Genomic DNA, 24,759 nt, shown 5'->3' on the forward strand with positions numbered 1-24,759 from the left:
AGATAATGTCTAAAAAATTTATTGATATAATGGACACAACTTTCAGAGACGGGTTCCAGTCCGTCTTTGGCGGTCGTGTGTTAATGAAGGATTTTTTTCCGGCTGTTGAAGCTGCAAAAGTAGCAGGAATCAAGCACTTTGAGTTTGGCGGTGGGGCGAGATTTCAGTCTCTTTACTTCTATCTAAGAGAAGATGCATTTGAGATGATGGATGGTTTTCGTAAAATCGTAGGACCGGATGCAAATCTTCAAACACTTGCTCGCGGCATAAACACCGTTATGCTTGACACAGGCTCTAAAGAACTGATTGATTTGCATGCAAAGATGTTTAAGAAACACGGCGCTACAACGATTAGAAATTTTGATGCGCTCAACGATGTAGAAAACCTAAAATACTCTGCTGAGAGAATCGTGCATCATGGACTTAAGCACGAAGTAGTAGTAACGATGATGGATTTGCCTCCTGGATGCTACGGTGCACATACTGTAGAGTTTTATGAAAAAACTTTGCGTGAGATACTTGATAGCGGCATTCCATATCACAGTATCTGTTTTAAAGATGCTTCCGGTACATCAAATCCTCAAAAAGTTTTTGAAACGATTCAGATGGCAAGACGCTTGGTGCCTGAGGGAACACATATCAGACTTCATACACATGAGACAGCCGGCGTCTCCGTTGCTGCTTATATGGCTGCACTTGAAGCGGGTGTTGACGGCATAGATTTAGCTGCTGCACCGGTAAGCGGCGGTACAAGCCAACCGGATATCCTCACTATGCTTCACGCAACTAAAGGGATGAACTATGACCTTGGCGGCTTGGAGATTGATAAGATTTTGACATACGAAAAAGAGTTGCAGTCTTGTTTGTCTGACTACTTTATGCCGCCTGAAGCGACAATGGTATCTCCTATCATCCCATTTTCTCCAATGCCGGGCGGTGCGCTTACCGCAAACACACAGATGATGCGTGACAACGGAATTATGGATAGATTCCCTGAGGTTATTGCTGCGATGACTGAAGTTGTAAAAAAAGGCGGATACGGAACTTCTGTAACACCTGTTTCGCAGTTCTACTTCCAACAGGCTCTCAACAATGTAATGCAAGGTCCATGGAATGCAATTGCTCCTGGATATGGCAAGATGGTTTTAGGTTATTTTGGTAAAACTCCGGTTGAGCCGGATCCTGAAATTGTTAAAATTGCATCCGAGAAGCTTGGACTTGCTCCAACTACAGAGAAAGCTCTTGATTTGGCAAATGCCGATGAGAGCAAATCTTTGGCTACTTGGATTAACAAGCTAAAGTCAGAAAATATAGAGATAACAGAAGAAAATATCTTTATAGCTGCAGCTTGTCATGAGAAGGGAATCGCCTTTTTAAAAGGCGAAGGTGAGTTGATGGTTCGTAAACTGTCTGATATGAAAAAAGAAGAAACAAGCAAAGAGAGCGGGAGCAAAAATATGGGAAGCGGAAGTTATACAGTTGTAGTTGATGGTCAAAAATATAGCGTTCAGGTTGCAGAGGGCAATGTAGATATCCAAGTAACGGCAGTAAACGGCGAGAGTGCGGCAGTATCTGCTCCGACACCTGTGGCAGCACCTGCAGCAAGTGGAACCGGAATGGAGATCAAGGCGCTTCTTCCGGGAAGTGTTTGGAAAATAGTTGCAAATCCGGGTCAAAGCGTAAAAGAGGGTGATGTTATCCTTATACTAGAGTCTATGAAGATGGAGATAGATGTAGTAGCACCAAAAGGCGGTGTTATCAAGTCTATCCATGTAGCTACAAATGATAAAGTAGTTGAAGGTCAAACAGTAGCGATACTAGGGTAGTCTTATGAGAGCATTTTTAATAAAAATAGTCATGTTGCTCGCACTTTTTGGTTTTAGTGCTGCTTATGCTTCTGATGCGCCTGCAGTTGATAGAGAAGCAGCGAATGTTGAAACATATCAGCCAAAAAGCGTCGGCACTCTTGTTAGTGATTTTCTAAAATCAACCGGTATTTATGCTTTGGCAAATCCAGATCCAGACGAGTTAAATGCCAAAGGGCAGCCTATGAGCGATTTTCATAAATCATGGGGTAGAATCATTATGATACTTGTGACGTTTGTCATCTTTTATCTTGCAGTTGTTAAAGGTTTTGAGCCGCTTCTGCTTTTACCTATAGGTTTTGGCGGACTTTTGGCAAATATTCCTGTCGCAAATATGGCAGGGCCTGAAGGGTTTTTGGGCATCATTTACCATATGGGTCTCTCAAATCAGCTCTTTCCTATTCTTATCTTTATGGGTGTAGGAGCAATGACTGACTTTGGACCACTTTTATCAAATCCTAAAACTGCACTTCTTGGGGGTGCGGCACAGTTTGGTATCTTTGGAACACTGGTAGGCGCTGTTATGCTTGCAGAATATACAACGATTTTTGATTTTACGCTCAAACAGGCTTCCGCTATCTCCATTATCGGCGGAGCGGATGGTCCAACATCTATATTTATCGCAACAAAGCTTGCTCCTGAACTGTTAGGTGCTATTGCTGTTGCGTCTTACTCTTATATGGCGCTTGTTCCGGTTATTCAGCCTCCGATTATGAAGGCGCTTACAACGGATGCGGAGAGAAGAATCAGAATGAGTACCATGAGACATGTCTCTCGTTTAGAGAAGTTGGTTTTCCCTATCATGGTTTTAGTTCTTGCTATTTTGGTGCTTCCGGATGCAACACCGCTTATCGGTGCATTTATGTTCGGTAACTTCTTAAAAGAGACGGGCGTTGTTGATAGGCTCTCAGATACTATGCAAAATGCACTTATCAATATCGTAACGATTTTCTTAGGTTTGGCGGTTGGTTCTAAACTTGCTTCAGATCAGTTCTTAGTTGCTGAAACACTTGCTATTTTGGCACTTGGTATTGTGGCGTTTTCTGCGGGAACTGCAGGCGGTGTTATCATGGCAAAAATCATGAATATGTTTTCTAAAACTAAGATTAACCCGCTTATCGGTTCTGCGGGTGTTTCTGCCGTTCCTATGGCGGCACGTGTATCGAACAAAGTAGGTATGGAGTATGACCGTACAAATATGCTTTTGATGCACGCAATGGGTCCAAACGTTGCAGGTGTTATCGGTTCTGCGGTTGCAGCGGGTGTTTTAATCTCTATCTTCAAATAATCTTTCCCTTTTTTAAAGGGAGAGAAAATCTCTTATATTTTTTTATTCATAATCTCTACGATGAGCGGAATGATATTTTGACTTTTTGTCTTATCTATAAAAGCATCTGCGCCTAGTACTTGAGCTTCTCTTTTGTTGTTAGTGCCTGTCATAGAACTGTTTACTATGATAGGAATATCTTTTGTTTTTGCGTTGGCTTTGAGAAGCTTTACAACCGTAAAGCCAGACATCTCCGGCATCTCTATATCTGTAATCACAGCAGGAATAGCGGAGACATTGTCACCAAGAGTGTTGATATAGTCTAAAAGTAGTTTTCCATTGTTAAAAAGCTTCATGGAAATATGTGCGTTTTCAAAAATTTGTTTAAGGTGTTTTTGTGCTGTTTTTGAATCTTCTGCTATTAAAACTGTTCCAGTTTTGAGTTTTTTCGGTATTTCAATATTTACCAAATTTGCCGGTGATTCAAATACATCAACCATAGCTTGAGGAATGACGTCTGCAAGAAGTTTCTCGTAATCAAGCACAAGACATAAACTTCCATCTTCAAGTCGTGTATCGTTGATTACAACATTATCCTCGCCAACTCTATAACTATCCGGAGCATGCATCTCATTCCAGTTTTTCTTAATTACCCTAAAAGCAGACATTATGCGAAGTCCTATAATGATGCCATTAAAATCACATATTAATATATTCGATTTTTTCATTTCCTCTTTTGTAAGAGTTGTTCCAAGCCACAGTGGAAGATTTAGTATGGGAATTTGAAGTCCGCGCAAAACAATTGTTCCTTCCAAAAGGTAATGTGATGACGGTATCTGGGTGATATAGTGGTTTTTTGACTCAACAACTTCACGAGTTTTAAATACATTGATAGCATAATAAGCAGAGTCCGGTACATCACTTACACGAAAGACTAAAAGCTGTACCTCGTTGTTTTTTGCAAGATTTGTGGCAGCGTCAACATTGTCTAAAACAGACATAAATTCCCCTTTCTCTCTATTTCTAGGATGATACCAAAAATTCGGTCTATTCTGCTTGAATGTTAATGATGAAATGGTAAAATAAGCCCTTATTTCTTTAGAGGTGTTTTTATGAAACTATTTTTTTTGCTGCCGCTTCTCTTTGCTATTTTAGATGCCAAGGTATATTATGCAAAGGTTGAACCTTATGAGATAAGAGATATCTCTTCTAATGTTTCGGGTTTGGTTGTTCATGCAGATGAGAGTTTGGTTGGAACGAAACTCACGGAAAAACCTTATATAGGGATAGATTTTGAGCTTGACAGAAAAGAACTTGCAACTGTGCGTGAGAAAGTTATGTATCTTAAGAGTGTTATAGAGATAAATGAAGCTGTTCTTGTTAACATGGATGAATCGCTTGTTAAAAAGAGAGAAAATTACAAAAAAATAGAGCCTTTAAAGTTTAAATCTTCAGTTGAAAAAGACAGAGAGTTTTATGATTTGATATCAAGTGAAAATCTCTATCTTAGCACAAGAAAAGAGATTCAAAATTTAAAAATTCAGATAACAGATCTGAAACATAGAGAAGCACAACTTCAAAGAAGCATAGATGATAAAAACCTTGTAGCAAAAAACTTTGTACTCTATGAGATGCTTGTACAACCAGGGCAAGTAGTTGGCATGGCAACACCACTAGCCAAAGTTGCCGATACTTCAAAGGCAAAGTTAACGATATATCTTGATGAAGCAGATATCGTTGGCGCACAAAAAAAGGTTGTTTATATTGATGGAGAGAAGAGTCGTTATAAGATTTCAAGACTTTTACGCATAGCTGATGGAAAAAATATCTCTAAATACATGGCGCAAATCATTACAGAAGCACCGGAGCTATTTTCAAAACTGGTAAAAGTGGAGCTGAGGGATGAGTAATAAAACTGCGTGTCCGCTTGATTGTTATGACGCATGTGAGATAATTTTTGATAATCAAAAGCTAAGAGGAGTAAAAGAGGGGCATACACAAGGTTTTTTATGCCCTCATCTCAACCACTATGAAAAGCATGCAACTATCCAAACCCCACGATACAAAGGGGAAGAGATTTCACTTGACGTGGCACTGGAAAAGCTCAAAGTGATGTTGCAAAGTTGCGCAAAAAACAAGATACTTCACTATAGAGGAAGCGGGAATTTTGCACTTATGCAAGAGGTGACAGACCATTTTTTTGCTTCTTACGGTGCTGTTTTGACGGAAGGGAGTTTGTGTGATGGAGCAGGAGAAGAGGGAATCAAGCAAGGCAGAGGCAGCAACAAAACTATGCCTATCCATGAGATTGCAAAATCAGAAGTAGTTGTTTTTTGGGGCAGAAATCCGCATACTACATCAAGCCACCTTCTTCCTCTCATCAAGGGCAAAACGATTATAGTTATAGACCCGATAAAAACGCCCATAGCAAGAATGGCTGATTTGCATATCCAGCTTAAACCGCATACCGACCAGTTTCTGGCAATGCTGCTTGCACGTTTTTTACATATCGAGAGCGGATATGATAAAGAGTTTTTACAGAAGTATGCGAGCGGTTGTGAAGAGTACTATGAGTTGACGCAAAATCTGCGTATCAAGGCAGTTTTGGAGCAGATGGATGTCTCCCTCGGGCAGCTTGGAGATTTTTTGAGACTTGTAAAAGATAAGAGAGCAGCTTTTGTCTGTGGTGTCGGTGTCCAAAAATATCATGACGGTGCGGATGTGATGCGCTCAATTGACGCTTTGGCAGCAATGCTTGGACTCTTTGGCAAAGAGGGCTGCGGCGTAAGTTATCTCGGTGCTTCAAGGGCAAATATCGCCTCGCCTTTTTATACGCAGAGCAAAAAAGTCTCCAAGGTTTTGACTGAATTTAGCAGTTTTGATACGGTTTTTATACAAGGGGCAAATCCGCTTTCGCAGATGCCGGATTCAAATCGAGTAAGAGCATCGATGGAGCGGGTAAAAAATATTGTCTATTTTGGTCTTTTTGAGAATGAGACAAGCGAGGTTGCCGACCTTGTGATACCTGCAAAAAGCTTTTTGTATAAAGATGATGTAAGAACATCTTACTCACACAATAGAATCTCTTTTATGCCAAAGGTGGCAGAGACGGATGCCGGAATCAGTGAGTATGATTTGAGTGCATATTTGTGCAGAGAGTTTGGCATTGATTTGCAGAGTGAAGAGTTTTATATAAACCATTTTAAAAGTTTTGCAGTTCAAAAAATTGATGGGCTGCTTTATGTAGATAAGAGAGAAGAAATACCCTATGCTAATGGTTTTGATACAAAGGACGGCGAGTTTGTTTTTCTTGATGAGATTGACTCAAAAATAGATGAAAATGAGGGGCTGCATCTCATAACAAGTAAAAGCCCTACAAGCTTAAATTCACAATTTCACCGCCAAGAGAGTGTCTATCTGCACAGCTCTTTAGGGTTTAGGGAGGGTGAGATGGTAAGTGTCACATCGGTCAGCGGAAGCGTAAGACTTAGTGTCAGGCATAATAACGATTTGCGCTCCGATTGTGTTTTGATTTACAGCGGTACCAAAGGGGTCAACAATTTAACCCCTTCAAAGCATGCATTAAGCGCTAAAAGCGCAATATTCCAAGAAAATAAGGTGGAGGTTAGAAAATGGACAGTATAAAAGATTTAGATAAAAAATATGTTTTGCCAACCTATGCGAGAGCGGATGTTGAGTTTGTAGGCGGAGAGAATGCAAAACTTTATGACGTTAATGGCAAAAGATATATAGATTTTGCTTCAGGTATAGCGGTTTGCAGTGTCGGGCATGCAAACAAAAGAGTAAATGACGCCATCTGCAACCAGCTATCAAAGCTGACACATACTTCAAATCTTTACTATATAGCACCACAGGCAAAAGCAGCGCAAAAGATAGTCGAGGCAAGCGGCTATGATATGAAGTGCTTTTTTGGAAACAGCGGAGCAGAAGCTAATGAGGGTGCTATCAAAATAGCGAGAAAGTTTGGTGAAAAAGAGGGTGAAATTAAAAGATATAAAGTTATAACGCTACAGCACTCTTTTCACGGAAGAACGATTACAACGGTAAAAGCAACCGGTCAGGCGTATATGCACAACTATTTTGGACCATATCCGGACGGTTTTGTTTATGCAGATGATATAAACCATGTTGAGAGTTTGGTGGATGACCACACATGTGCGGTTATGATAGAGCTTGTGCAGGGCGAGGGCGGAGTACAGCCTTTGGATAGAGAAGCGGTGCAAAAACTTGCAAAATTTCTAAAGTCAAAAGATGTGCTGCTTATCATTGATGAAGTTCAGACGGGAGTTTACAGAACTGGTAAATTTTTGGCATCGAACTACTACGATATTGAGCCTGACATTGTTACTTTGGCAAAAGGACTAGGCGGGGGTGTGCCTATAGGTGTTGTTATGACATCGCATAAAGATATATTTAGTGCAGGAGATCACGGTTCTACATTCGGCGGAAACTTTTTAAGTACGACTGCCGCATGTGAAGTTATGGATATCTTGGATGAGATGTATGATGATGGCAGATTGCAAAGCAGCATAGACTATTTTGACAGCTCTTTAGAGAAATTTTATAGCGCACATGGGGATATCTTTACTTCGAAGGTCGGTATAGGGATGATGTGCGGGCTTCGTGTCAAAGATGGCGACACACTCGCTAAAATCATCTTAAAGGCAAGAGAAGAGGGCGTAATCGTACTAAGAGCAGGAAGAGATACGCTGAGACTTTTACCGGCTCTGACAATCACAAAAGAGGAAATAGATGAAGGCTTTGAAGCTCTCAACCGTGCTATTGGTTCTTTATAGCAGTACACTTCTTGTTTGTGATGAGAAGCTAGAAAACTATATTTCAGAGACTAAAAAAGAGCAGTTTCGTTATGATTATCAAAAAAATGAGGCTGAGAGTTCTAAACTCCGCGATTCATGGATAGCACCTCTTAATCTTAACTATAGTTACTCAAAAAGTAATCCTTACAGTGATGAACAGATTAGCGAAAACGCTTCTATCAAGATGGATCAGCCAATTTTTCAGAGCGGGGGTATCTACTATGGGATTAAGTTTGCAGAGGCTTCAAAAATCTATGCGGACTACTCCATTGATGTAGCAAAAAGAAAGCTTATAAAAGATGCCGTCTCACTGTTGATGCAGATTAAGCAGATAGATTTGAAAAGAGAGAAGCAGAATCTCCTTATAAAAAATGCAGAGATTAGTCTTGCGCAAAAAAAGGAAGATTATCTAAGCGGACAGCTTGATTCAGGTTTTTTAGACAGCGCTATAATTGAGCGAAATCAGCTGATTCAGGCACTATATGACATAGAGACAAGCAAAGAGCGGCTAATCTCAAAATTTAATGCCATAAGCGATATGGACTACAAAGATGCGGCTGTTCCAAAACTAAGAACGCTTACTCAAAAAGAGTTTTTAGATGAAAATATAGTCTTAACCATGTCGCAGAGTGAGATAGAAAAAAACCGCTATTTTACAGATGTTACAATGGCAAAATATCTTCCTAAAGTCAATCTTGTTGCAGGATATAACTGGGATAAGAGTGATGCAATCTTTCAGTTTGGACCAAACGAGAAGGATTACTACAACGTTGGGTTTAAAGCTAACCTGCCTCTTGATATCAACAGTTTTAGAGATATGGAGTCCTCAAAAGTTGACTATATGAAGTCAAAATTAGCAGTTGAAGATAGAAAAAGAGAACTCCGTGCCATATATGAACAAGTTATGCAAAATATACAAAACCTTGAGAAAAAAAAGCAGCTCAGTATCGAGAACAGAGATATCTATGAGAGACTTTTGGCAGATACAAAGCAGCTCTTTGAAGCCGGATATAAAGCAGAATTTGATGTTGAGCTTATGCAAAACTCTGTAGAGATTCAAAAGAGCGATGTTAACATCTTCGAAATAGATAAGCAGTTAGAGCTTCTCACGCTCTATGAGATGTATAAAAATGAGATTTAGCGACTATATGTCAGAGTGGCTGTACGGCAAAGACGGCTACTACGCAACCTATAAAAATATAGGCAAAAGCGGGGATTTTTACACCTCTGTAAGTACGAGTAAGTTTTTTGGCGGAACGATTGCAAAGCATATTATCTCTTTGGTTGATGAGGGTTTTTTAGAGCATAATGCCGTGATTTGTGAAATAGGAGCGCATCATGGCTATTTTTTAGCCGATGTTATAGAGTTTATATATTCACTCCGTCCGCAACTGCTTCAAACACTTAAATTTGTCATTATTGAGCGGTTTGAAGCGTTGCAGGAGTTTCAAAAAAATTATTTTCAAGAGAGCTTTGGTGACATTGTAAAGCTTACACACTATAAATCTTTAAGCGAGTTAAAGTGCGAAAATGCTTTTTTTATAGCAAACGAGATATTTGACGCATTCCCGTGTGAACTTTACTACAAAGGTAAAAGTGCAAGAGTAGATGGGCATGAAGTTGTTTTTGATGTTGAAGATGTATGGGTAGAAGAGAAAGCCAAAAAGTATCATAAAGATAGAGGCGAAATAGCAAAAGGATATGAAGAGTTTGCTAATGAGATGGCGTTATCGTGCAAAAAATTTGAGTTTATGAGTTTTGACTACGGAGAGATGCAAGCCCGTCCCGACTTTTCACTTAGGGTTTATGCAAAACATGAAGTAATTCCATTCTTCGATAAAAGTATGAAAAAAAATGAGTTGTTTGCCAAATCAGATATAACCTACGATGTAACATTTGCCCATGTCAGAGATGCTTTTTTAGAAGCCGGGGTGGAGTTTGTAGTACTCAAAGCGCAGATGGTAGCTCTTGTAGATATGGGAATCTTGGAACTTTTAGAGATACTTAGAGAAAAAGCAGATGAGAAAATCTACAAACAAGAGCTAGAAAAAGTAAAAATTTTAATTATGCCAAATTTTTTAGGCGAGCGGTTTAAGATGATGCGCTTTAGAAAAGTGTAAAAACCCTGCGATAAAGCAAGATTTTTACATATTGTGGAGGATTTTCATAAACTCTTCAGGTCTGTTTGAAGCTGTGATAGCGGTCTCTTTTGTGATAACTCTTTTACGAAGCAGTGCGAGAAGCTGATCTGTTTGTGTTGTCATATTTGTCTCATTCTGGTTTAGCTGCATTTGAGAGTAGATTTGATGTACTTTGTCCTCTCTGATAAGGTTTTGGATAGCCGGATTTGCTATTAAAACTTCTTGTGTTGCAACGATGCCGCCGCCGATTCTTGGCATAAGAGACTGAGAGATAACAGAAATAAGTGAAGAGGCCAGTTGCGCTCTAACCTGTGCTTGTTCTCCTGCATCAAAAACGTCAATGATACGGTTGATGGTAGAAGCTGCCGAGTTTGTATGCAGTGTTCCAAAAACGATATGTCCGGTCTCTGCAGCGGTAAGGGCGGCAGAAATGGTCTCTCTGTCTCTCATCTCACCTACCAAAATAACATCAGGGTCTTGCCTGAGGGCGTATTTAAGTGCTGTTGCGAAAGAACTTGTATCTGAGCCTACTTCTCGTTGTGAGAAGAGTGATTTAATGTTTGTATGGACAAATTCAACCGGGTCTTCGATAGTAATGATATGTTTGTTTGCGGTTAAATTAATCTCATGAAGCATTGAAGCAAGTGTTGTTGACTTACCGCTACCCGTTGGTCCTGTGACAAGGATAAGCCCTTTTTCTCTTTTTACAAGTTCTTTAAAAATCGGGTTGTTGTTAAATTTTTCAAGCGGTGGGACATCTATGGGAATCATACGGAATGCACACGATATTCCCCCGATAGTGCGGTAGTAGTTTGCACGGAAACGACCTACATTCTCAAGCTCAAAAGAGAAGTCAAGCTCATTTCTATCTTCAAAAATCTTCTTTTGTTTATCCTCGATTAGTGCATACGCCATCTCCTCTATCTCTTTTGCACTCAAAACCGGAAGGTTGAGCGGTTTTAGAGATTTGTCGATTCTGATTTGCGGCTCACTCCCCGGAACAAGATGCAAATCCGAAGACTCAAAATGTAAGACACTCTTGAGTAACTTTTTAATATCAATAGGTTTCTTTGTCTCTTCGCCCATATCTGACTCCTTGTCTATTTTGAATTTATTCTGCTAAATTATAACACTATTCTATAATCTTTGGTACGATAAAGAAATGATCACTGCTCTGTGGTGCATTTTTAATAATACTATCGTTGATAGAAGTATCGCAAGACGGAGTGTCTTCTCTTAAAAATGTAGCTGCGTCACTCATTGCAAATTTGTCATCTACGCCATCCGTATTTAGCTCGCTTAGGTTATCCACAAAATTAACAATTTGCGAGAGCTGCTCTATAATCTCTTCACGCTTATCGTCTGAAATTTTTAAAAATGACAATTTTTCCAGCTTGCTCAATAACGCATTATCTACCTGCATATAACAATCCCATATAATAATTTTCAAAGATTGTAACAAAAAAAAGCTCTCTCTTTGATGAAAGTTTAACAAAATATGCGATATTATTGTAAACTTTTTAAATAGCAGTGTAAGGAAGATTTTTGAGCTTAAAAGATAATATAGATATGGTAAAAGAGGAGTTAAACTCCGAAGAAAAGTTTTTTGAAAAAGCGGTTGTGACTGAAAAATTTATCAAAAAATATAAAAATGTTCTTATAGGCTCCGTTATTGCTGTTGTTCTTTTTGCTGTTGCAAATGTAGCATACGAGATGAATGAGAAAAGCAAGCTAGAGAGCGTAAATAAAGCTTTTGCAAAATTAAGCGCAAACCCGAAAGACGGTGCTGCTCTGAATGAAATCAAATCATTATCGTCTGAGTTGCATGATGCTTGGATTTTTTCGCAGGCAGTTGCAAACAAAGATATGGAATCACTTAAGGGTTTAAAAGATACAAAAGCGCTTATAGTAAGTGATTTGGCAGAGTATGAGATGGCGACGGATGAGGCTTCACTTCAAAAGTATGCTTCAAGACAGGATGCGATTTTTAGAGATTTGGCACTTGTTCAAAGTGCAGTGCTGCTCTTAAATGCAAACAAAATCCAAGAAGCAAGAGATGCTCTTGCTAAAGTTTCTAAAGGTTCTTCTATGGAAAAACTAGTAGCAGCTCTTATGCATTATGGAGTGAAATAATATTTTGAAAACATTATCTCTTCTGCTTATATCATTTAGCATTGTTTTTTTTAGTGCGTGTAGTTCTAAAGAGGTTTATAAACCTATAAAAGTTGTCGGTGACTGGAAGCATGCCGGAGACAGTGATGTAGTTATCAATGCTGTATCACAAGATGCCGCTATGGTCGAAAAAAGAAATGTTTTTGCCGGCGGTAAGGTTCTTGATGTTACTGTTGCGGAGGGTGAAAAACTCTTGGGTTTTAGCGATGGATGGGTTATAAGTTCAAATATAGACGGAAATGTAACACTGCAAAGCACTCAAGATAAAAAAGTAGAGAAATTTAATCTTAAAAAAACAGTTGCTGCCGCAAGTATAAGTGGTGATACTCTCGCCGTTTTGTTTGCAGATAATGAGATGGCGCTCTACTCGCTTGCATCCAAAACGCTGCTTTTAAAAGAGCAGGGCAATCCTCCAATCGTCGTAAACTCAAAATTGATAAAGCCTTATTTTAGGGATGATTTAGTAATTTTCGCAACGCTTGATGGGAAAGTCGTTATTGTAAACACGCAAACAAAAAAAAGATTGCGTACGATTATAGTAAGCAGTGAAGAACATTTTAACAATGTAATCTACTTTGGTCTTTTGGATAACAAAATCATTGCGGCAACGGCACACAAAATTCTCTCACTCTCAAAAGAGGAAGTGCGTGCTCCTTATGATATAAGAGGTGTTGTTGCGGATGATAAAACTCTTTACATTGCCACCAAGCAAGGCGAGATTATCTCTTTAAGCTCTGATTTGAAACAAAATGCGAAGTTAAAATTTCCGTTTGCCCACTTTTTAGGTCTTATTGTAAGCGGTGAGAAGCTTTATGCCCTAGAAAAAGAGGCGTATCTTATAGAGATGCCAAAAGATTTGTCGTCGTACAGCGTCTATGAAGCAGATGTTGAAGATGGTTATGTTTATATCAATGATAAAACCTTTTTTGTCCATGATGAGTATATTTCAGTAGAGAAGTAATGTCTAAAGAGCTTGAAGCTTTTATAGAGTATATAACAGTTATAAGAGCTTTGAGTAAAAAAAGTGTCGGTGCATATAAAAGCGACCTTATAGCTTTGGAAAATGCACTGCTAAAGCCTCTTATCGAGCTTGATACAAATACCCTTTTTGAACTTCTAAACAGCTATAAGAACAAAAGAACCCTCAATCGAAAGCTCTCTTCCGTTAATGCTTTTTTTGATTTTTGCTATAAAAGCCAATTTACAGAGGAAAAAACAAAGCTCAAATTTTCAAAAATCCCAAAACTTCTCCCAAAATTTCTCCCGTTTGAAGCGATACAAAGCAGTCTTGCTTTGATAGACAGAAGCTCTTTTATCGGTTTGCGTGATTATGCGCTGATACTTTTTTTGTATGCAACAGGAGCAAGGATAAGCGAGTGTCTTGGGCTGCAACGAGGAGACATCGAGGGGGAGTGGCTTCATATTAGGCATGCAAAGGGTGAAAAAGAGCGCATTGTTCCCATCGCCTCAGTTGCAAAAAAAGCGATTGATGCATATCTAAACGAGGCAAAAAATGAGAGAACATTTGTATGGCAAAACTATAAAGGCGATAGGCTAAGCCGTATTTCTGCCTACAAGGTTACACAAAAATATCTTGGTATCTCACCCCATGTGCTGCGCCACTCCTACGCAACATCGCTTATCGCCGGTGGTGCTGATTTGCGTGTTGTTCAGGAGCTTTTAGGGCATGCTTCACTTCTAACTACCCAAATATACACCCATATACAAAAGCAGGACTTAAAAGAGACGATTGAGGCTTGTCATCCTATGGCAAAAGAAAATCTATGAATAAAATCAACAACTCTTTGTTTTCAAAACCTTTTTTGAAGTCTCTCTTTTTTGTACAAAATAAGTGGCATCAGCACGGGGTTTTAGTGCATACGCTTTGCGTGATTTATCATATATTAAAAGCAGGGGAGTTTCGTTTTTTGGCGGCAGGATTGCTGCATGATATAGGCAAACCGTTTTGTGCATTTAAAAAAGATGAAGAAGATAGGGAATTTGACGAATATAGTTTTACGGATCATGAAGAGAGAAGTTATGAAATCATCAAAGATTGGAATTTTATAAGCTCTTATACAAAAGAGTTAGTGCGGTATCACTATCTTATCCGTGATGTACAAAAGAGTAAAACCGAAGATTTTGGTCGCTATGAACGTAAAAAAAAGATTTGGGATGGCTTGAGCGAAGAGTTCAAAAAAGATGTAGCACTTTTTATGAGTTATGATGATTTGGGCAAAGGGAAGAGAAGAAGATAATACAAATCTAACACAAATGTAACAAAAAAGGTGTAAAATTCAATTTAATTTAAGATTATGGGTTGTTTATGAAAAAAATTTCCTCTCTGTTTTTAGTTCTTGTTTTTGTTTTGCTGCTTATCTCTGTATTCTTTTTTTTAGCATCATCAAAGAAAATGATAGTCGTGCAAGAGGGAAATAGCGCGCAACTTCCTATTGAAATGGAAGTAGGACGTTTTCAGGATAGCGATTGCGGTATGGTTATTGATGAATTAAAAGATGCATCACAGGTCATAAGCAGCAGCGGCAAGAGCTGGTTTTTCCATGACCACGGCGGTATGATAAAATGGCTTGAAGACAAAGAGTTCAAAGAGAGTGCAAAAATTTGGGTTATGAGCAGAGATACAAAAGAGTGGACAGATGCAAGAGAGGCATTTTACTCGGTAAGTGACGATACTCCGATGGGATACGGGTTTGGAGCGTACAAAAAAAAGAGCAATGGGTACATAGATTTTGCTACAATGCGTCTTAGAGTTCTGCGTGGCGAGACACTGCGCAATCCGCTTATAAAAAAACAGCTAGGCAAAGAGTAGAAAATTTGGAAACAGTCAATCTTTTAACCATCGTCACTATTGCTTTTCTTGGCTCTTTTGGGCACTGTATAGGGATGTGCGGCGGAATTGTTTTGGCATATTCAACTCTAAAAATTGACCCCGAGAGTTCAAAAGTTTCACAGAGTGTTGCGCATTTGCTTTACTCATTTGGAAGAGTATTTACCTATACCATCCTTGGGGCTATTTTCGGTACGCTTGGGGGTGTTGTTACTTTTAGCAATACCGCAAACGGCGTGTTGCTTCTTGTCGCCGGGATTGCCATGGTTTTAGCTGGGCTATCGCTAATGGGGAAGATAAAATTTTTAACGCTTATAGAACACTCTTTTTCATCTTCGGATACATATAAAAATCTCTTTAAACGTGTTTTGCACTCCAAATCAAACATGAGTTTTTTTACTCTTGGCATGCTTAATGGTCTTTTGCCATGTGGATTTGTCTATTTTTTTGCCATTACTGCCGCAAGTACGGCAAGTCCTATTTATGGGGCTTTAGTTATGGCTGTGTTTGGTTTAAGCACCATTCCTGCCATGTTTGGGCTCGGGTTTTTAGCTTCTCTCTCTCGTGCGACAAGTATGAGAAACATGATGGTAAGCCTCTCCTCGTTTGCCGTAGTGCTTTACGGAATATACACGATTTATAATGGATATGACTTTTTAGCAAGAGCGGAAAAAACCATTACGGAATGTCATGGTAAATAGGGTTTCTATTATCTCTCCGTAAATAACAAATAATGTTAGTATAGACCTCTCAGAGCTGAATTATAATGGTAATCTATATAGCCTTGATGCAGAAAATAACATTGAAAATAGTATATCAATTATGTTTAGTGATGTGTTGAATACTTCCGAAGACGGTTCATTGCTGCTTAACATAGATGCTTTAGATACCATAAGCATAGATGGCGATAGTGATTTATCAGACGGAATCACTGGATGGAATAATTCGGGCAGTGCTTCAATTAATAATAAATATTATGAGATATATGGAAAATCAACAGAAACTCAGTATGCAGAGCTTTGGATAAATGTTGATGATATGGCTCCTCTAGTTCCTTAATTTTTAAAGACACCAAAGAGGCTCTTTGGTGTCTTATTTCTCCATGAAAAAACTGCTTCCGCTCTCTCTTTTTTTACTACTTCTATGGTAAAATAGAAAGAATCAGAATCAACTCAAACAAGACATTTAGAAAATGAAACTTAAAAAACTGCCGATTGGAATATCAACACTTAAAACTATCATGGAAGAAGGCTATCTTTATGTTGATAAAACAGAGTTAGCACAACATCTAATTGAAAATGGACAATACTATTTTCTCTCCCGTCCACGAAGATTTGGAAAATCACTTTTTCTTGATACTTTACGAACTGTTTTTAGTGGAGATAAGGAGGTTTTTAAAGGGCTTTATATCGGTGAAAGTGGCTATGAGTTTAGAAAACATCCAGTTGTTAGGATAAGTTTTGCAAGTGGTAAATTTACCTCTAAGGATGAATTTAATCAAAGAATATATGAGATTTTAAAATCAAACCAACAAGATTTAGGCATTGTATGCGATAAGGATTTGTCAAGTTCTGGTTGTTTTGAACAACTTATCAAAGAAGCATATTTAAAATACAACCAAAAAGTAGTCATCCTTGTCGATGAATATGATAAACCAATTTTAGATAATATTGAAAATACAGAAATCGCTAGACTTATGAGAGAAGAGCTTAAAAATTTCTATAGTGTGATAAAAGGGAGTGATGAATACCTTAAATTTGTATTTATCACAGGTGTAAGTAAATTTAGTAAAGTGAGTCTTTTTAGTGGGCTCAATAATATCCTAGATATTACGCTCAATCCAAAATATGCAACTATTTGTGGATATACCCAAAATGATGTAGAAACAGTATTTGCAAAGCACCTTAATGGGCAAGATTTTGTTAAAATCAGACATTGGTACAATGGGTATAAATTTCTGGGAGAAGGAGTCTATAACCCTTTTGATATATTGCTTTTTATTTCAAATGAGTTTATTTATCGCAACTATTGGTTTTCGACTGCGACCCCTACATTTTTGCTTAAACTTATAGAAAAAAATGACTATTTCTTGCCTGATTTTGAAAATATCACTAAAGATGAGTCGATGCTTGATAGCTTTGATGTGGACTATATTGAACTTGAAACTTTGATGTGGCAGACTGGGTATCTTACAATTATAGATTCAAAAGAAACTCCAATAGGGATGAAATACTCTCTCTCTATTCCAAATCAAGAAGTAAAAATATCACTTTTTGGTAGTATCTCTGATTTTATGAGTAAAATTCAAAATTCTATGGAAAACAAAGGCTTTATTTATGAATCATTTTTAAATCTTGATTTTAAAAGATTAGGAACCTCCATCAAATCCCTTTTTGCTTCCATTCCTTATCATCTTTATACAAATAATCCTATGTTTGAGCGGGAAGGGTATTATGTAAGTGTGTTTTATGCTTATGTTAAATCTATGGGTTTAGAGCTAAGGGTAGAAGAAACTACTAATAAAGGCAGAATTGATATGGTGGTTTTTTATCCAAATGCAATATTTGTGATGGAGTTTAAAGTTATTGCGAGTGAAACGAAGCAATCTACTGCTTTATCTCAAATCAAATCTATGAATTATCATGAAAAATACTTAAGTGACACGAGAGGTATATATCTTGTTGGGTTAGAGTTTAGCAAGAGTGACAAAAATATCTATAAACTTGAATGGGAAAAGGTTCAAAAATAGAGAAGCTCTCTTTTTTGTTTACATGCGACTTTGTAAAACATTTTTTTTGAATTTATGATGCCTTTATTTTTAAAGATGCCAAAAAGAGGCTATTTGGTGTATTATTTCTCCATGAAAAAACTGCTTCCGCTCTCTTTTTTACTATTGCTTGGCTGTGCCACGCCTGATTCGCAAGAGAGTCTGCGCGATGTGTCCGCTTATCTTCAAAAAAGTATTATTAAAAAAGAAAAGTTCGACATATTGGCGTTTGAGAGCGATTTGGCACAGTGCAATGGTGAGAGACTTTTTGTCTTTGTGGAGGGAGACGGAGCGGCATGGAAGAGCAGAAATGTAGTATCTAATGACCCGACTCCAAAAAAACCGACATCACTTTTTCTCTTAAACAGTGTTCAAAAAAAATGTTCTCTATATCTCGCCCGCCCATGCCAGTACACGGGGCAAAAATGTGATAAAAAAGAGTTTACAAGCCACAGATACAGCCCTGCGGTTTTAAAAAACTACAACGAAATACTCACGACTTACAAGCAAAAATATGCTATAGACGACTTTGTGCTGGTTGGATACTCCGGAGGAGGGGCAGTTGTAGCGTTGCTGGCAACCATGAGAGAAGATATATCTGCCATCGTTACGGTAGCTTCAAACCTAGACACCGATGCTTGGACAAGCTACCATAACGTCACTCCTCTCTATGGCTCATTAAATCCCGCACACTTTGCATATAAACTAGAAGACATACCACAGTACCATCTTGTAGGCTCAAGAGACACTATTGTTCCGCAAACTGTTTTTGAGAGCTACAAGAGTAGATTTTCAAATCAAAAAAATATCCATTTGTTTGTTTACGACAATGGACACTACGATGGCTGGGACTGTTTTTTTAGAGAGTTTTTCCAATCTCTATACTAAAGCATTCGCACTATCTAGCAAATTTCTATTGCAAAATTCAGGTTTAATTTATAAATTGCTATAATAATTAGAAAAAAAAGGGGTACTTACTTTGAAAAGTTCTATCATTGATAACATTAAAGCACTTCCTCCGCTCTCCTCAACAATTGTAAAAATCAACCAAATTTATGCTGATGAAAACTCGACTATTAAGGATATGGGAAATGCGATTGAGCATGACCCTATGATCGTTGCAAATATCTTAAAGATTGCAAACTCCCCGCTTTATGGTTTTGGTCGTGAAATCAAAAATGCTGCACAGGCGGTCAGTCTCTTTGGAATGAGCATGACACGCTCAATCGCCATAGGAAACTCCATAAGAAAACTACTCAATGTCGATATGCAACCTTACAGAGTGACGTCTGATGAGTTTGCTCATATCTCTTCACTGCAAGCCGCGCTCATCCTTGATTGGTACAAAAAAATAGACAGACAAAAAGCCGAAAAACTATATCTGGCAGCTTTTTTGCAAGAAACGGGAAAAATCCTTATCGCAAGCGAAGTAATTCAAAATGACGAAGCGATTAGTTTTGCGAGTGAAGTAGAGAACTCCAATAATCTGGCAATGGTGGAGAAAGCTTATGTCAATGCCACATGTGGAGAAGTGACGGCGCTTGTCTTTAAGCACTGGGGGTTTGATGAAGAGTTTATTGAGATGATTCACTACTCCGATGCGCCTTCTCAAGCACCTAGTGAGGTAAGGGAGTTTGCAACGGCTCTTAAAATTGTTAAAACAGTAGTTGCTATAAACAAGCCTTTTTCCGAGGTGTCTATCAACTTTGGACTTAAAATCGCACAGGACGCCGGTTATAGAGTAGAGTTGCTGGAAGAGTCAATTAATAACATCATGCAATCAGTGTTTTAATGAACAAAATAGTTACTGTTATCGACACATTTGGTTTTTTCTTCCGCAGTTTTTATGCACTGCCGCAGCACCTCAAAAACAAAGAGGGCTTTCCCACAGGACTGCTGACGGGCTTTGTCAATTTTATCTCCTCTCTTCAAAAGCAGCATGAGAGTGATTATCTTATCTTTGCTATCGATACTAAGGGGGAGAGTTTTCGCTCTCAGATAGACCCAAACTATAAAGCACACCGCACCCCGCCGCCCGCTGAACTTCTTATGCAGCTTCCCATAGCCATTGAGTGGATAGAGAAGATGGGCTACAAAACGCTTGGTCAAACGGGCTATGAAGCCGATGATATGATAGCAACCGTTGTACGCTTTGCAAAGACAAAAGGCTATGATGTGCGTGTCGTTTCACACGATAAAGACCTTTTTCAGCTTATAGACGATGGCAAAGTCGTTTTGGTAGATGCCATCAAAAAGCAGACGATTGATGAGCAGGCTTGCTATGAGAAGTATGGTATCCATCCAAAGCAGTTTATCGACTATCAGGCTATCTTGGGAGACAGTGCGGACAATATCCCAGGAGTGAAAGGGATAGGCAAAGTAGGAGCGCAGAAACTTTTGCAAGAGTATGGAAGTTTGGATGCTATATATGCAAATATAGAGAGTGTAAAACCCGCTGCTATGCAAAAAAAGCTTTTGGAGTCAAAAGAGGTTGCCTACATGTCAAAAGAACTTGTAACGCTCAGGGATGATGTGTTGGGGGATTTTGATTTTGAAGAGTACAGGATGGATATCGAAAATCCATTTTTAAACATCTATGACGAGCTTGTCAAATATGAGCAAAACGCTATTTTAAGAACACTGCAAGCAAAAAATGTTGTAACAAAAGAGGAGCATCAAGAGGCAGTAAAAAAAGTAGAAGAAGAAGTTCAAAAGAGCAAAGGAGTTCACTTTCAAGCAAAACTTCTTACCGATGCAAAAGAGATTGATGCGGTTTTGGCAACTTTGAGCAGAGACAGTGTTGTTGCTTTTGATACGGAGACTACGGGACTAGACTATGAAAAAGACACTCTTGTCGGGTTTAGTTTCTGTTTGAATGATACGGAAGCGTACTATGTTCCTATTGCTCATTTTTATCTCGGTGTGGGAGAGCAGATAGAAGAACACAAGGCAAAAGAGGCGATACGCAAGATATTTGGCTCACTTGTGGTTGGGCATAACATCAAGTTTGATTTGCATTTTGTTTTAAAGTTTTTGGGTGAAGAGGATTTGGAGATTTTTGCGGACTCTATGATTCTTGCATGGCTTATCAATCCTGAGAGTGCACTCTCACTTGACAAACTCTCTGAAGCGCTGCTTGGGCATACTATGCTTCACTACAAAGATACCGTCAAAAAAGGGGAGACTTTCGCAAGTGTGGCACTTGAAGATGCGTGTCGCTATGCGGCTGAGGATGCCTATGTAACGCGCAAACTCTACCATCTTTTTTTAGAGATGTTGGAGCTTCAAGGAGCATCGCATCTTATCAAAGAGGCAAGAGAGGTGGAGTTTCCTTTTATCAAAACGCTTCTGAAGATGGAGAGGGTAGGCATAGAGGTGAACCGCGCTTCGCTTGAGTGTTTTTTGGCAGAAGCAAAAGAGAGTTTAAATGATTTGACGAAAAAGATATACGCTCTGGCAGGGTGTGAGTTTAACATTAACTCCACACAGCAGCTAGGTACTGTACTTTTTGAAACACTTGGATTAGAGAGCGGCAAAAAGACAAAAACAGGATACTCCACTGATGAGGGTGTGCTTAGTTCACTTCAGGATGCACACGAGGTTATCCCCTATCTTTTAGAGTACCGAGAGGTCTATAAACTCTACTCAACCTACATCGAACCGCTTTTAAAACTTAGCCGTGCGGACAAGGCAAGCCGTATCCACACCTCTTTTGTGCAGACCGGAACGACTACTGGACGACTTAGTTCTAAAAATCCAAACTTGCAAAACATCCCCACTAGAACAAAACTCGGCACAAGGATACGAGAGGCGTTTGTGGCAGGAGAGGGCAAGAAGCTCATAGGTATAGACTACTCCCAGATTGAGCTTAGACTTCTTGCGCACTTTACGCAAGACCGTGTGCTTGTAGAGGCGTTTAGAGAGGATAAAGATATCCACATGCAAACAGCTATCGCCCTTTTTGGCGAAGAGGAAGCAGCGTCTAAGAGAAACATCGCAAAAACGGTCAATTTTGGACTGCTTTATGGTATGGGGCAAAAGAAGCTCTCCGAGACGCTTGGCATCACGACAAAAGAGGCAAAAGAGATTATCGAGAAGTATTTTGAGGCTTTTCCAACGGTTAAGAGTTATTTTCGCTCTGTTGTGGACTTTTCAAAAGAGGTGGGATATGTTGCCACACTTCTTGGACGCAGACGCTACTTTGATTATGCAAATGCTTCTCCGATGTTTAAAGCCGCATACGAGAGAGAAGCGGTTAACAGCCTTTTTCAGGGGAGTGCCAGTGATCTTATCAAGCTAAGTATGAACAAAATCCATAAAGCAATAGAGGATGAGGGGCTTGGTGTCAAGATGCTGTTACAAATTCACGATGAGTTGATTTTTGAAGCCGATGCCTCACAAGCCCAGATTTTGGGGAGAAGATTTCAAGAAATCATGCAAAACATTATGCCGCTCAACGTTCCGCTAAAAGCGAGCCTTAACATCGGAGACAACTGGAGCGAGTTAAAATAACTTTGTTGTACAGATGAGCATTATCTTTTTATCACTTTTTTTCTTCATCTTTGCTGTCGCAACTACAAGGTATAAGGTAAAGCATCAAAAAAGAGTTCTTTTTGATGCATCTCTCTTCTTTTTATATGGTTTTTTAACTATCGCCTATTTTGTAGCCAACTATTTTACAGGTGTCGGGATCAATGAAACAGTTGTAGCAACGATAAACTTAGGGGTTGGCGATGCCGGATTTGGCGAGTATCTGCTGCTTATCGCTGTTGCTTTTGTTGCTTTTGTCGCTCTTTTTATAGCGGCTTTTTTTTATTACCGTCATCTTGGCACCGTTGTTGCAGTGCAACCGCAAAAGATAAAATCCTTTTTGCATAACGGATTTTTGATTTTGGCATTTTTGACACACCCGGCTTTGCACAATATAAAAAATCTCATTTTTTCCGTCACAATCCAGCAAGCAGATGACTTTTACGAGTATTACAAGTTTCCCTCTGATTTTAACGGAACGTTGCGTAAGAAAAATATAGTTTTCATCTATGCTGAGAGCGTGGAGAGAACATACTTTGACAAAGAGATATTTGCCGATTTGATGCCAAATATGAGTAAGCTTATCCAAGATAAAAATGCTCTTGAATTTACAAATATCGTCCAGACAAACGGTACAGACTACACCATAGCGGGTACTACCGCCACGCAGTGTGCTATTCCGCTCTTTACAACTTCAGGAGGCAACTCAATGGAGGGGGTGGATAAGTTTTACCCAAAAGCTCTCTGTATAGGAGATATGCTGAAAAAAGAGAGCTACTATCTTAGTATGATGCAAGGCAGCAGTGTCCAATTTTCAGGTATGGATAAATTTTATAAGACGCATGGTTTTGACAGTGTTGAGGGAAAAGAGAAGCTGCTTAAGCGAGTAAAGGACAAAAGATATGTTAATGGATGGGGCTTATATGATGATACACTTCTTGAGTTGGCATACAAAGAGTTTGAGCATCTCTCATCCTCTAAAGAGAAGTTTGCGCTCTTTTTGCACACCTTAGACACGCACCATCCAAACGGGCATCTCTCCGCCTCATGTAATAAAAATTTATATATGGATGGCTCAAATAAGATTCTAAATACCGTAAAATGCGCTGATTTTTTAATTAGTGATTTTATAAAAAAAGTAAAAGAGTCTAAGTACGGCAAAGATACTGTTGTAGTTGTAGTTTCAGACCATTTGGCGATGAGAAATACGGCTAAAGAGAAGTTGGAACAATCAAAAAAAAGACGCAATCTCTTCGTTGTCTTTGACCCTGAGAGCAACGCATACGTGGCAGAGGAGAAGATAGGAACTCCTTTTGATGTCGCCCCTACGGTACTCTCTTTTCTTAACATCCATACAGATTTGGGTTTAGGCAGAAATCTGAGGGAAAAAGAGTCTATTTACGGTATGTTTGAGGATTTTGGCATTCGTTTAAACCAGTGGCGAAATGATATAGTGAGTTTTTGGAAATTCCCAAAAATGGCGGACTATTTTAGAACTGATTTGAAAAAGATGACGGTGTATATAGGAGAAAACCACTACAAACTCCCTGTTTTATTTAAGGTCTTGCAAAGCAGTGTTGAGCCGTATTTTGAGTTTAACCGTGCATGGAAGCTTTATGAGCAGTTAGAGCATTTTAAGGAAAATGAGAAGTTTTTATGGATAGATAGGTGTGAGAGGCTCAATTACATTTTTGATACAGACATCGCAAAGAAGTATTGTGTCGCAGAGGGTGTGGTAGGGCAATATTATCAAGTTCAAGGTATAAACCCTTTAAGAGAGTATAAAATTGGCGATGAGAGCGAAGAGTTGACCCAGATATATGACACAAACAAAGTATTGGAAAAGATAAATATGGTAAAAGCAAATGGAGTAAGTTACCCGGCTTTGATAAAAGATGCTATAGTATTTAAAAAAGAGGGGTATCCAAATTTTTTAAAAAATATGGAGGGTGTTTCATACGCTGAAAAGTTTGGACGATGGACGGATGCACAATTGCATCCAAGTGCACGTTTTACATTTGTAGAGCCGCTTCCTAAAAAATTTAGAGTTGAGCTTGTTTGCGGAGCTTATGGCGAGAATGTCGGAAATGTTGTCAAAGTCATGGTTGGTGGGAATATGCAAGAGTTTACGCCGCAACACAAAGAGCCTAGAAAGTATCTGCTTTCTTTTGAAAATGAGAATAACGCAAGCACCATAGAGATAGTGCCGCCAAAACCGTTTGTTTTAAAAGAGAAGTTGGAGGGAAGCGATGAGAGGGGGTTTGGACTCTCTTTGGTAAGTTTAAAAATAATTAATCTTGAGGATAGTAAAAAATGATAAAAAATTCATCT

Annotated in this window: 22 protein-coding genes; 19 read left to right on the plus strand and 3 right to left on the minus strand. The window is 38.9% G+C overall.

What is annotated here, in order from left to right; translation table 11 throughout:
- The first annotated feature begins 5 nt into the window (after positions 1-5).
- Together PHY84_RS00860 and PHY84_RS00865 are read left to right on the plus strand one after the other, a co-directional pair.
- The gene (locus PHY84_RS00860; RefSeq protein ID WP_299856745.1) at positions 6-1,826 is read left to right on the plus strand and encodes a biotin/lipoyl-containing protein; all 1,821 of its coding nucleotides are present in this window, start codon (positions 6-8) and stop codon (positions 1,824-1,826) included.
- Positions 1,827-1,830: 4 nt separating this feature from the next.
- On the plus strand, positions 1,831-3,153 hold the full coding sequence (locus PHY84_RS00865; RefSeq protein ID WP_299856747.1) for a sodium ion-translocating decarboxylase subunit beta: 1,323 nt from the start codon (positions 1,831-1,833) through the stop codon (positions 3,151-3,153).
- Between the two features lie 32 nt (positions 3,154-3,185).
- Here PHY84_RS00865 and PHY84_RS00870 read toward each other — a convergent pair whose 3' ends face one another.
- On the minus strand, positions 3,186-4,133 hold the full coding sequence (locus PHY84_RS00870) for a chemotaxis protein (RefSeq protein WP_299856749.1): 948 nt from the start codon (positions 4,131-4,133) through the stop codon (positions 3,186-3,188).
- A 111-nt stretch (positions 4,134-4,244) separates the two neighbouring features.
- Here PHY84_RS00870 and PHY84_RS00875 point away from each other — a divergent pair, with 111 nt between their 5' ends.
- From PHY84_RS00875 to PHY84_RS00895, 5 genes are read left to right on the plus strand one after another with little or no spacing between them, the layout of a single operon-like run.
- Positions 4,245-5,042, plus strand: coding sequence for an HlyD family secretion protein (locus tag PHY84_RS00875; protein ID WP_299856751.1), 798 nt, complete (start codon positions 4,245-4,247; stop codon positions 5,040-5,042).
- Entirely contained in the window at positions 5,035-6,777 is a 1,743-nt protein-coding gene (locus PHY84_RS00880) for a molybdopterin-dependent oxidoreductase (protein WP_299856753.1), read from the plus strand. Before PHY84_RS00875 ends, PHY84_RS00880 begins: the two co-directional genes overlap by 8 nt.
- Positions 6,765-7,949 (plus strand): aspartate aminotransferase family protein, encoded by a 1,185-nt coding sequence (locus PHY84_RS00885; protein ID WP_299856755.1) that lies wholly within the window; start codon positions 6,765-6,767, stop codon positions 7,947-7,949. Before PHY84_RS00880 ends, PHY84_RS00885 begins: the two co-directional genes overlap by 13 nt.
- On the plus strand, positions 7,906-9,111 hold the full coding sequence (locus tag PHY84_RS00890; RefSeq protein WP_299856757.1) for a TolC family protein: 1,206 nt from the start codon (positions 7,906-7,908) through the stop codon (positions 9,109-9,111). Before PHY84_RS00885 ends, PHY84_RS00890 begins: the two co-directional genes overlap by 44 nt.
- A complete protein-coding gene (locus tag PHY84_RS00895) occupies positions 9,101-10,090 on the plus strand; it encodes an SAM-dependent methyltransferase (RefSeq protein ID WP_299856759.1) in 990 nt (329 codons plus the stop codon). Before PHY84_RS00890 ends, PHY84_RS00895 begins: the two co-directional genes overlap by 11 nt.
- A gap of 24 nt (positions 10,091-10,114) precedes the next feature.
- Here the strand turns inward: PHY84_RS00895 and PHY84_RS00900 are convergent, their stop codons facing one another.
- Together PHY84_RS00900 and gatC are read right to left on the minus strand one after the other, a co-directional pair.
- Positions 10,115-11,197, minus strand: a complete 1,083-nt coding sequence (locus tag PHY84_RS00900; protein ID WP_299856763.1) for a type IV pilus twitching motility protein PilT — start codon at positions 11,195-11,197, stop codon at positions 10,115-10,117.
- Positions 11,198-11,243: 46 nt separating this feature from the next.
- Positions 11,244-11,534: an Asp-tRNA(Asn)/Glu-tRNA(Gln) amidotransferase subunit GatC gene (gene gatC, locus PHY84_RS00905; protein WP_299856765.1), complete on the minus strand. Its 291-nt coding sequence runs from the start codon at positions 11,532-11,534 to the stop codon at positions 11,244-11,246.
- Positions 11,535-11,656: 122 nt separating this feature from the next.
- Between gatC and PHY84_RS00910 the strand changes: the two genes are divergently transcribed.
- The 12 genes from PHY84_RS00910 (at position 11,657) to opgB (ending at position 24,745) form a co-directional block, all read left to right on the plus strand.
- Complete coding sequence (locus tag PHY84_RS00910) at positions 11,657-12,244, plus strand: hypothetical protein (RefSeq protein WP_299856767.1); 588 nt, start codon at positions 11,657-11,659, stop codon at positions 12,242-12,244.
- Between the two features lie 4 nt (positions 12,245-12,248).
- The gene (locus PHY84_RS00915) at positions 12,249-13,244 is read left to right on the plus strand and encodes a hypothetical protein (protein WP_299856769.1); all 996 of its coding nucleotides are present in this window, start codon (positions 12,249-12,251) and stop codon (positions 13,242-13,244) included.
- The gene (locus tag PHY84_RS00920; RefSeq protein WP_299856771.1) at positions 13,244-14,071 is read left to right on the plus strand and encodes a tyrosine-type recombinase/integrase; all 828 of its coding nucleotides are present in this window, start codon (positions 13,244-13,246) and stop codon (positions 14,069-14,071) included. The genes PHY84_RS00915 and PHY84_RS00920 overlap by 1 nt, the downstream gene beginning before the upstream one ends.
- Positions 14,068-14,541: an HD domain-containing protein gene (locus PHY84_RS00925; RefSeq protein WP_299856774.1), complete on the plus strand. Its 474-nt coding sequence runs from the start codon at positions 14,068-14,070 to the stop codon at positions 14,539-14,541. Before PHY84_RS00920 ends, PHY84_RS00925 begins: the two co-directional genes overlap by 4 nt.
- A 68-nt stretch (positions 14,542-14,609) precedes the next feature.
- Entirely contained in the window at positions 14,610-15,113 is a 504-nt protein-coding gene (locus PHY84_RS00930) for a hypothetical protein (RefSeq protein ID WP_299856776.1), read from the plus strand.
- 5 nt (positions 15,114-15,118) lie between these two features.
- A complete protein-coding gene (locus tag PHY84_RS00935) occupies positions 15,119-15,832 on the plus strand; it encodes a sulfite exporter TauE/SafE family protein (RefSeq protein ID WP_299856778.1) in 714 nt (237 codons plus the stop codon).
- 136 nt (positions 15,833-15,968) lie between these two features.
- Complete coding sequence (locus PHY84_RS00940; protein WP_299856780.1) at positions 15,969-16,190, plus strand: hypothetical protein; 222 nt, start codon at positions 15,969-15,971, stop codon at positions 16,188-16,190.
- A 133-nt stretch (positions 16,191-16,323) separates the two neighbouring features.
- Positions 16,324-17,880 (plus strand): ATP-binding protein, encoded by a 1,557-nt coding sequence (locus PHY84_RS00945; RefSeq protein WP_299856782.1) that lies wholly within the window; start codon positions 16,324-16,326, stop codon positions 17,878-17,880.
- Between the two features lie 96 nt (positions 17,881-17,976).
- A complete protein-coding gene (locus tag PHY84_RS00950; protein WP_299856784.1) occupies positions 17,977-18,786 on the plus strand; it encodes an alpha/beta hydrolase in 810 nt (269 codons plus the stop codon).
- Between the two features lie 91 nt (positions 18,787-18,877).
- Positions 18,878-19,690 (plus strand): HDOD domain-containing protein, encoded by an 813-nt coding sequence (locus tag PHY84_RS00955; protein WP_299856786.1) that lies wholly within the window; start codon positions 18,878-18,880, stop codon positions 19,688-19,690.
- Positions 19,690-22,410: a DNA polymerase I gene (gene polA / locus PHY84_RS00960; RefSeq protein ID WP_299856787.1), complete on the plus strand. Its 2,721-nt coding sequence runs from the start codon at positions 19,690-19,692 to the stop codon at positions 22,408-22,410. Before PHY84_RS00955 ends, polA begins: the two co-directional genes overlap by 1 nt.
- A gap of 13 nt (positions 22,411-22,423) precedes the next feature.
- On the plus strand, positions 22,424-24,745 hold the full coding sequence (gene opgB / locus PHY84_RS00965) for a phosphatidylglycerol--membrane-oligosaccharide glycerophosphotransferase (protein WP_299856789.1): 2,322 nt from the start codon (positions 22,424-22,426) through the stop codon (positions 24,743-24,745).
- Positions 24,746-24,759: the final 14 nt, after the last annotated feature.

Origin of the sequence: Sulfurimonas sp. (genome assembly GCF_028694605.1) — a bacterium.
Classification (GTDB): Bacteria; Campylobacterota; Campylobacteria; order Campylobacterales; family Sulfurimonadaceae; genus Sulfurimonas.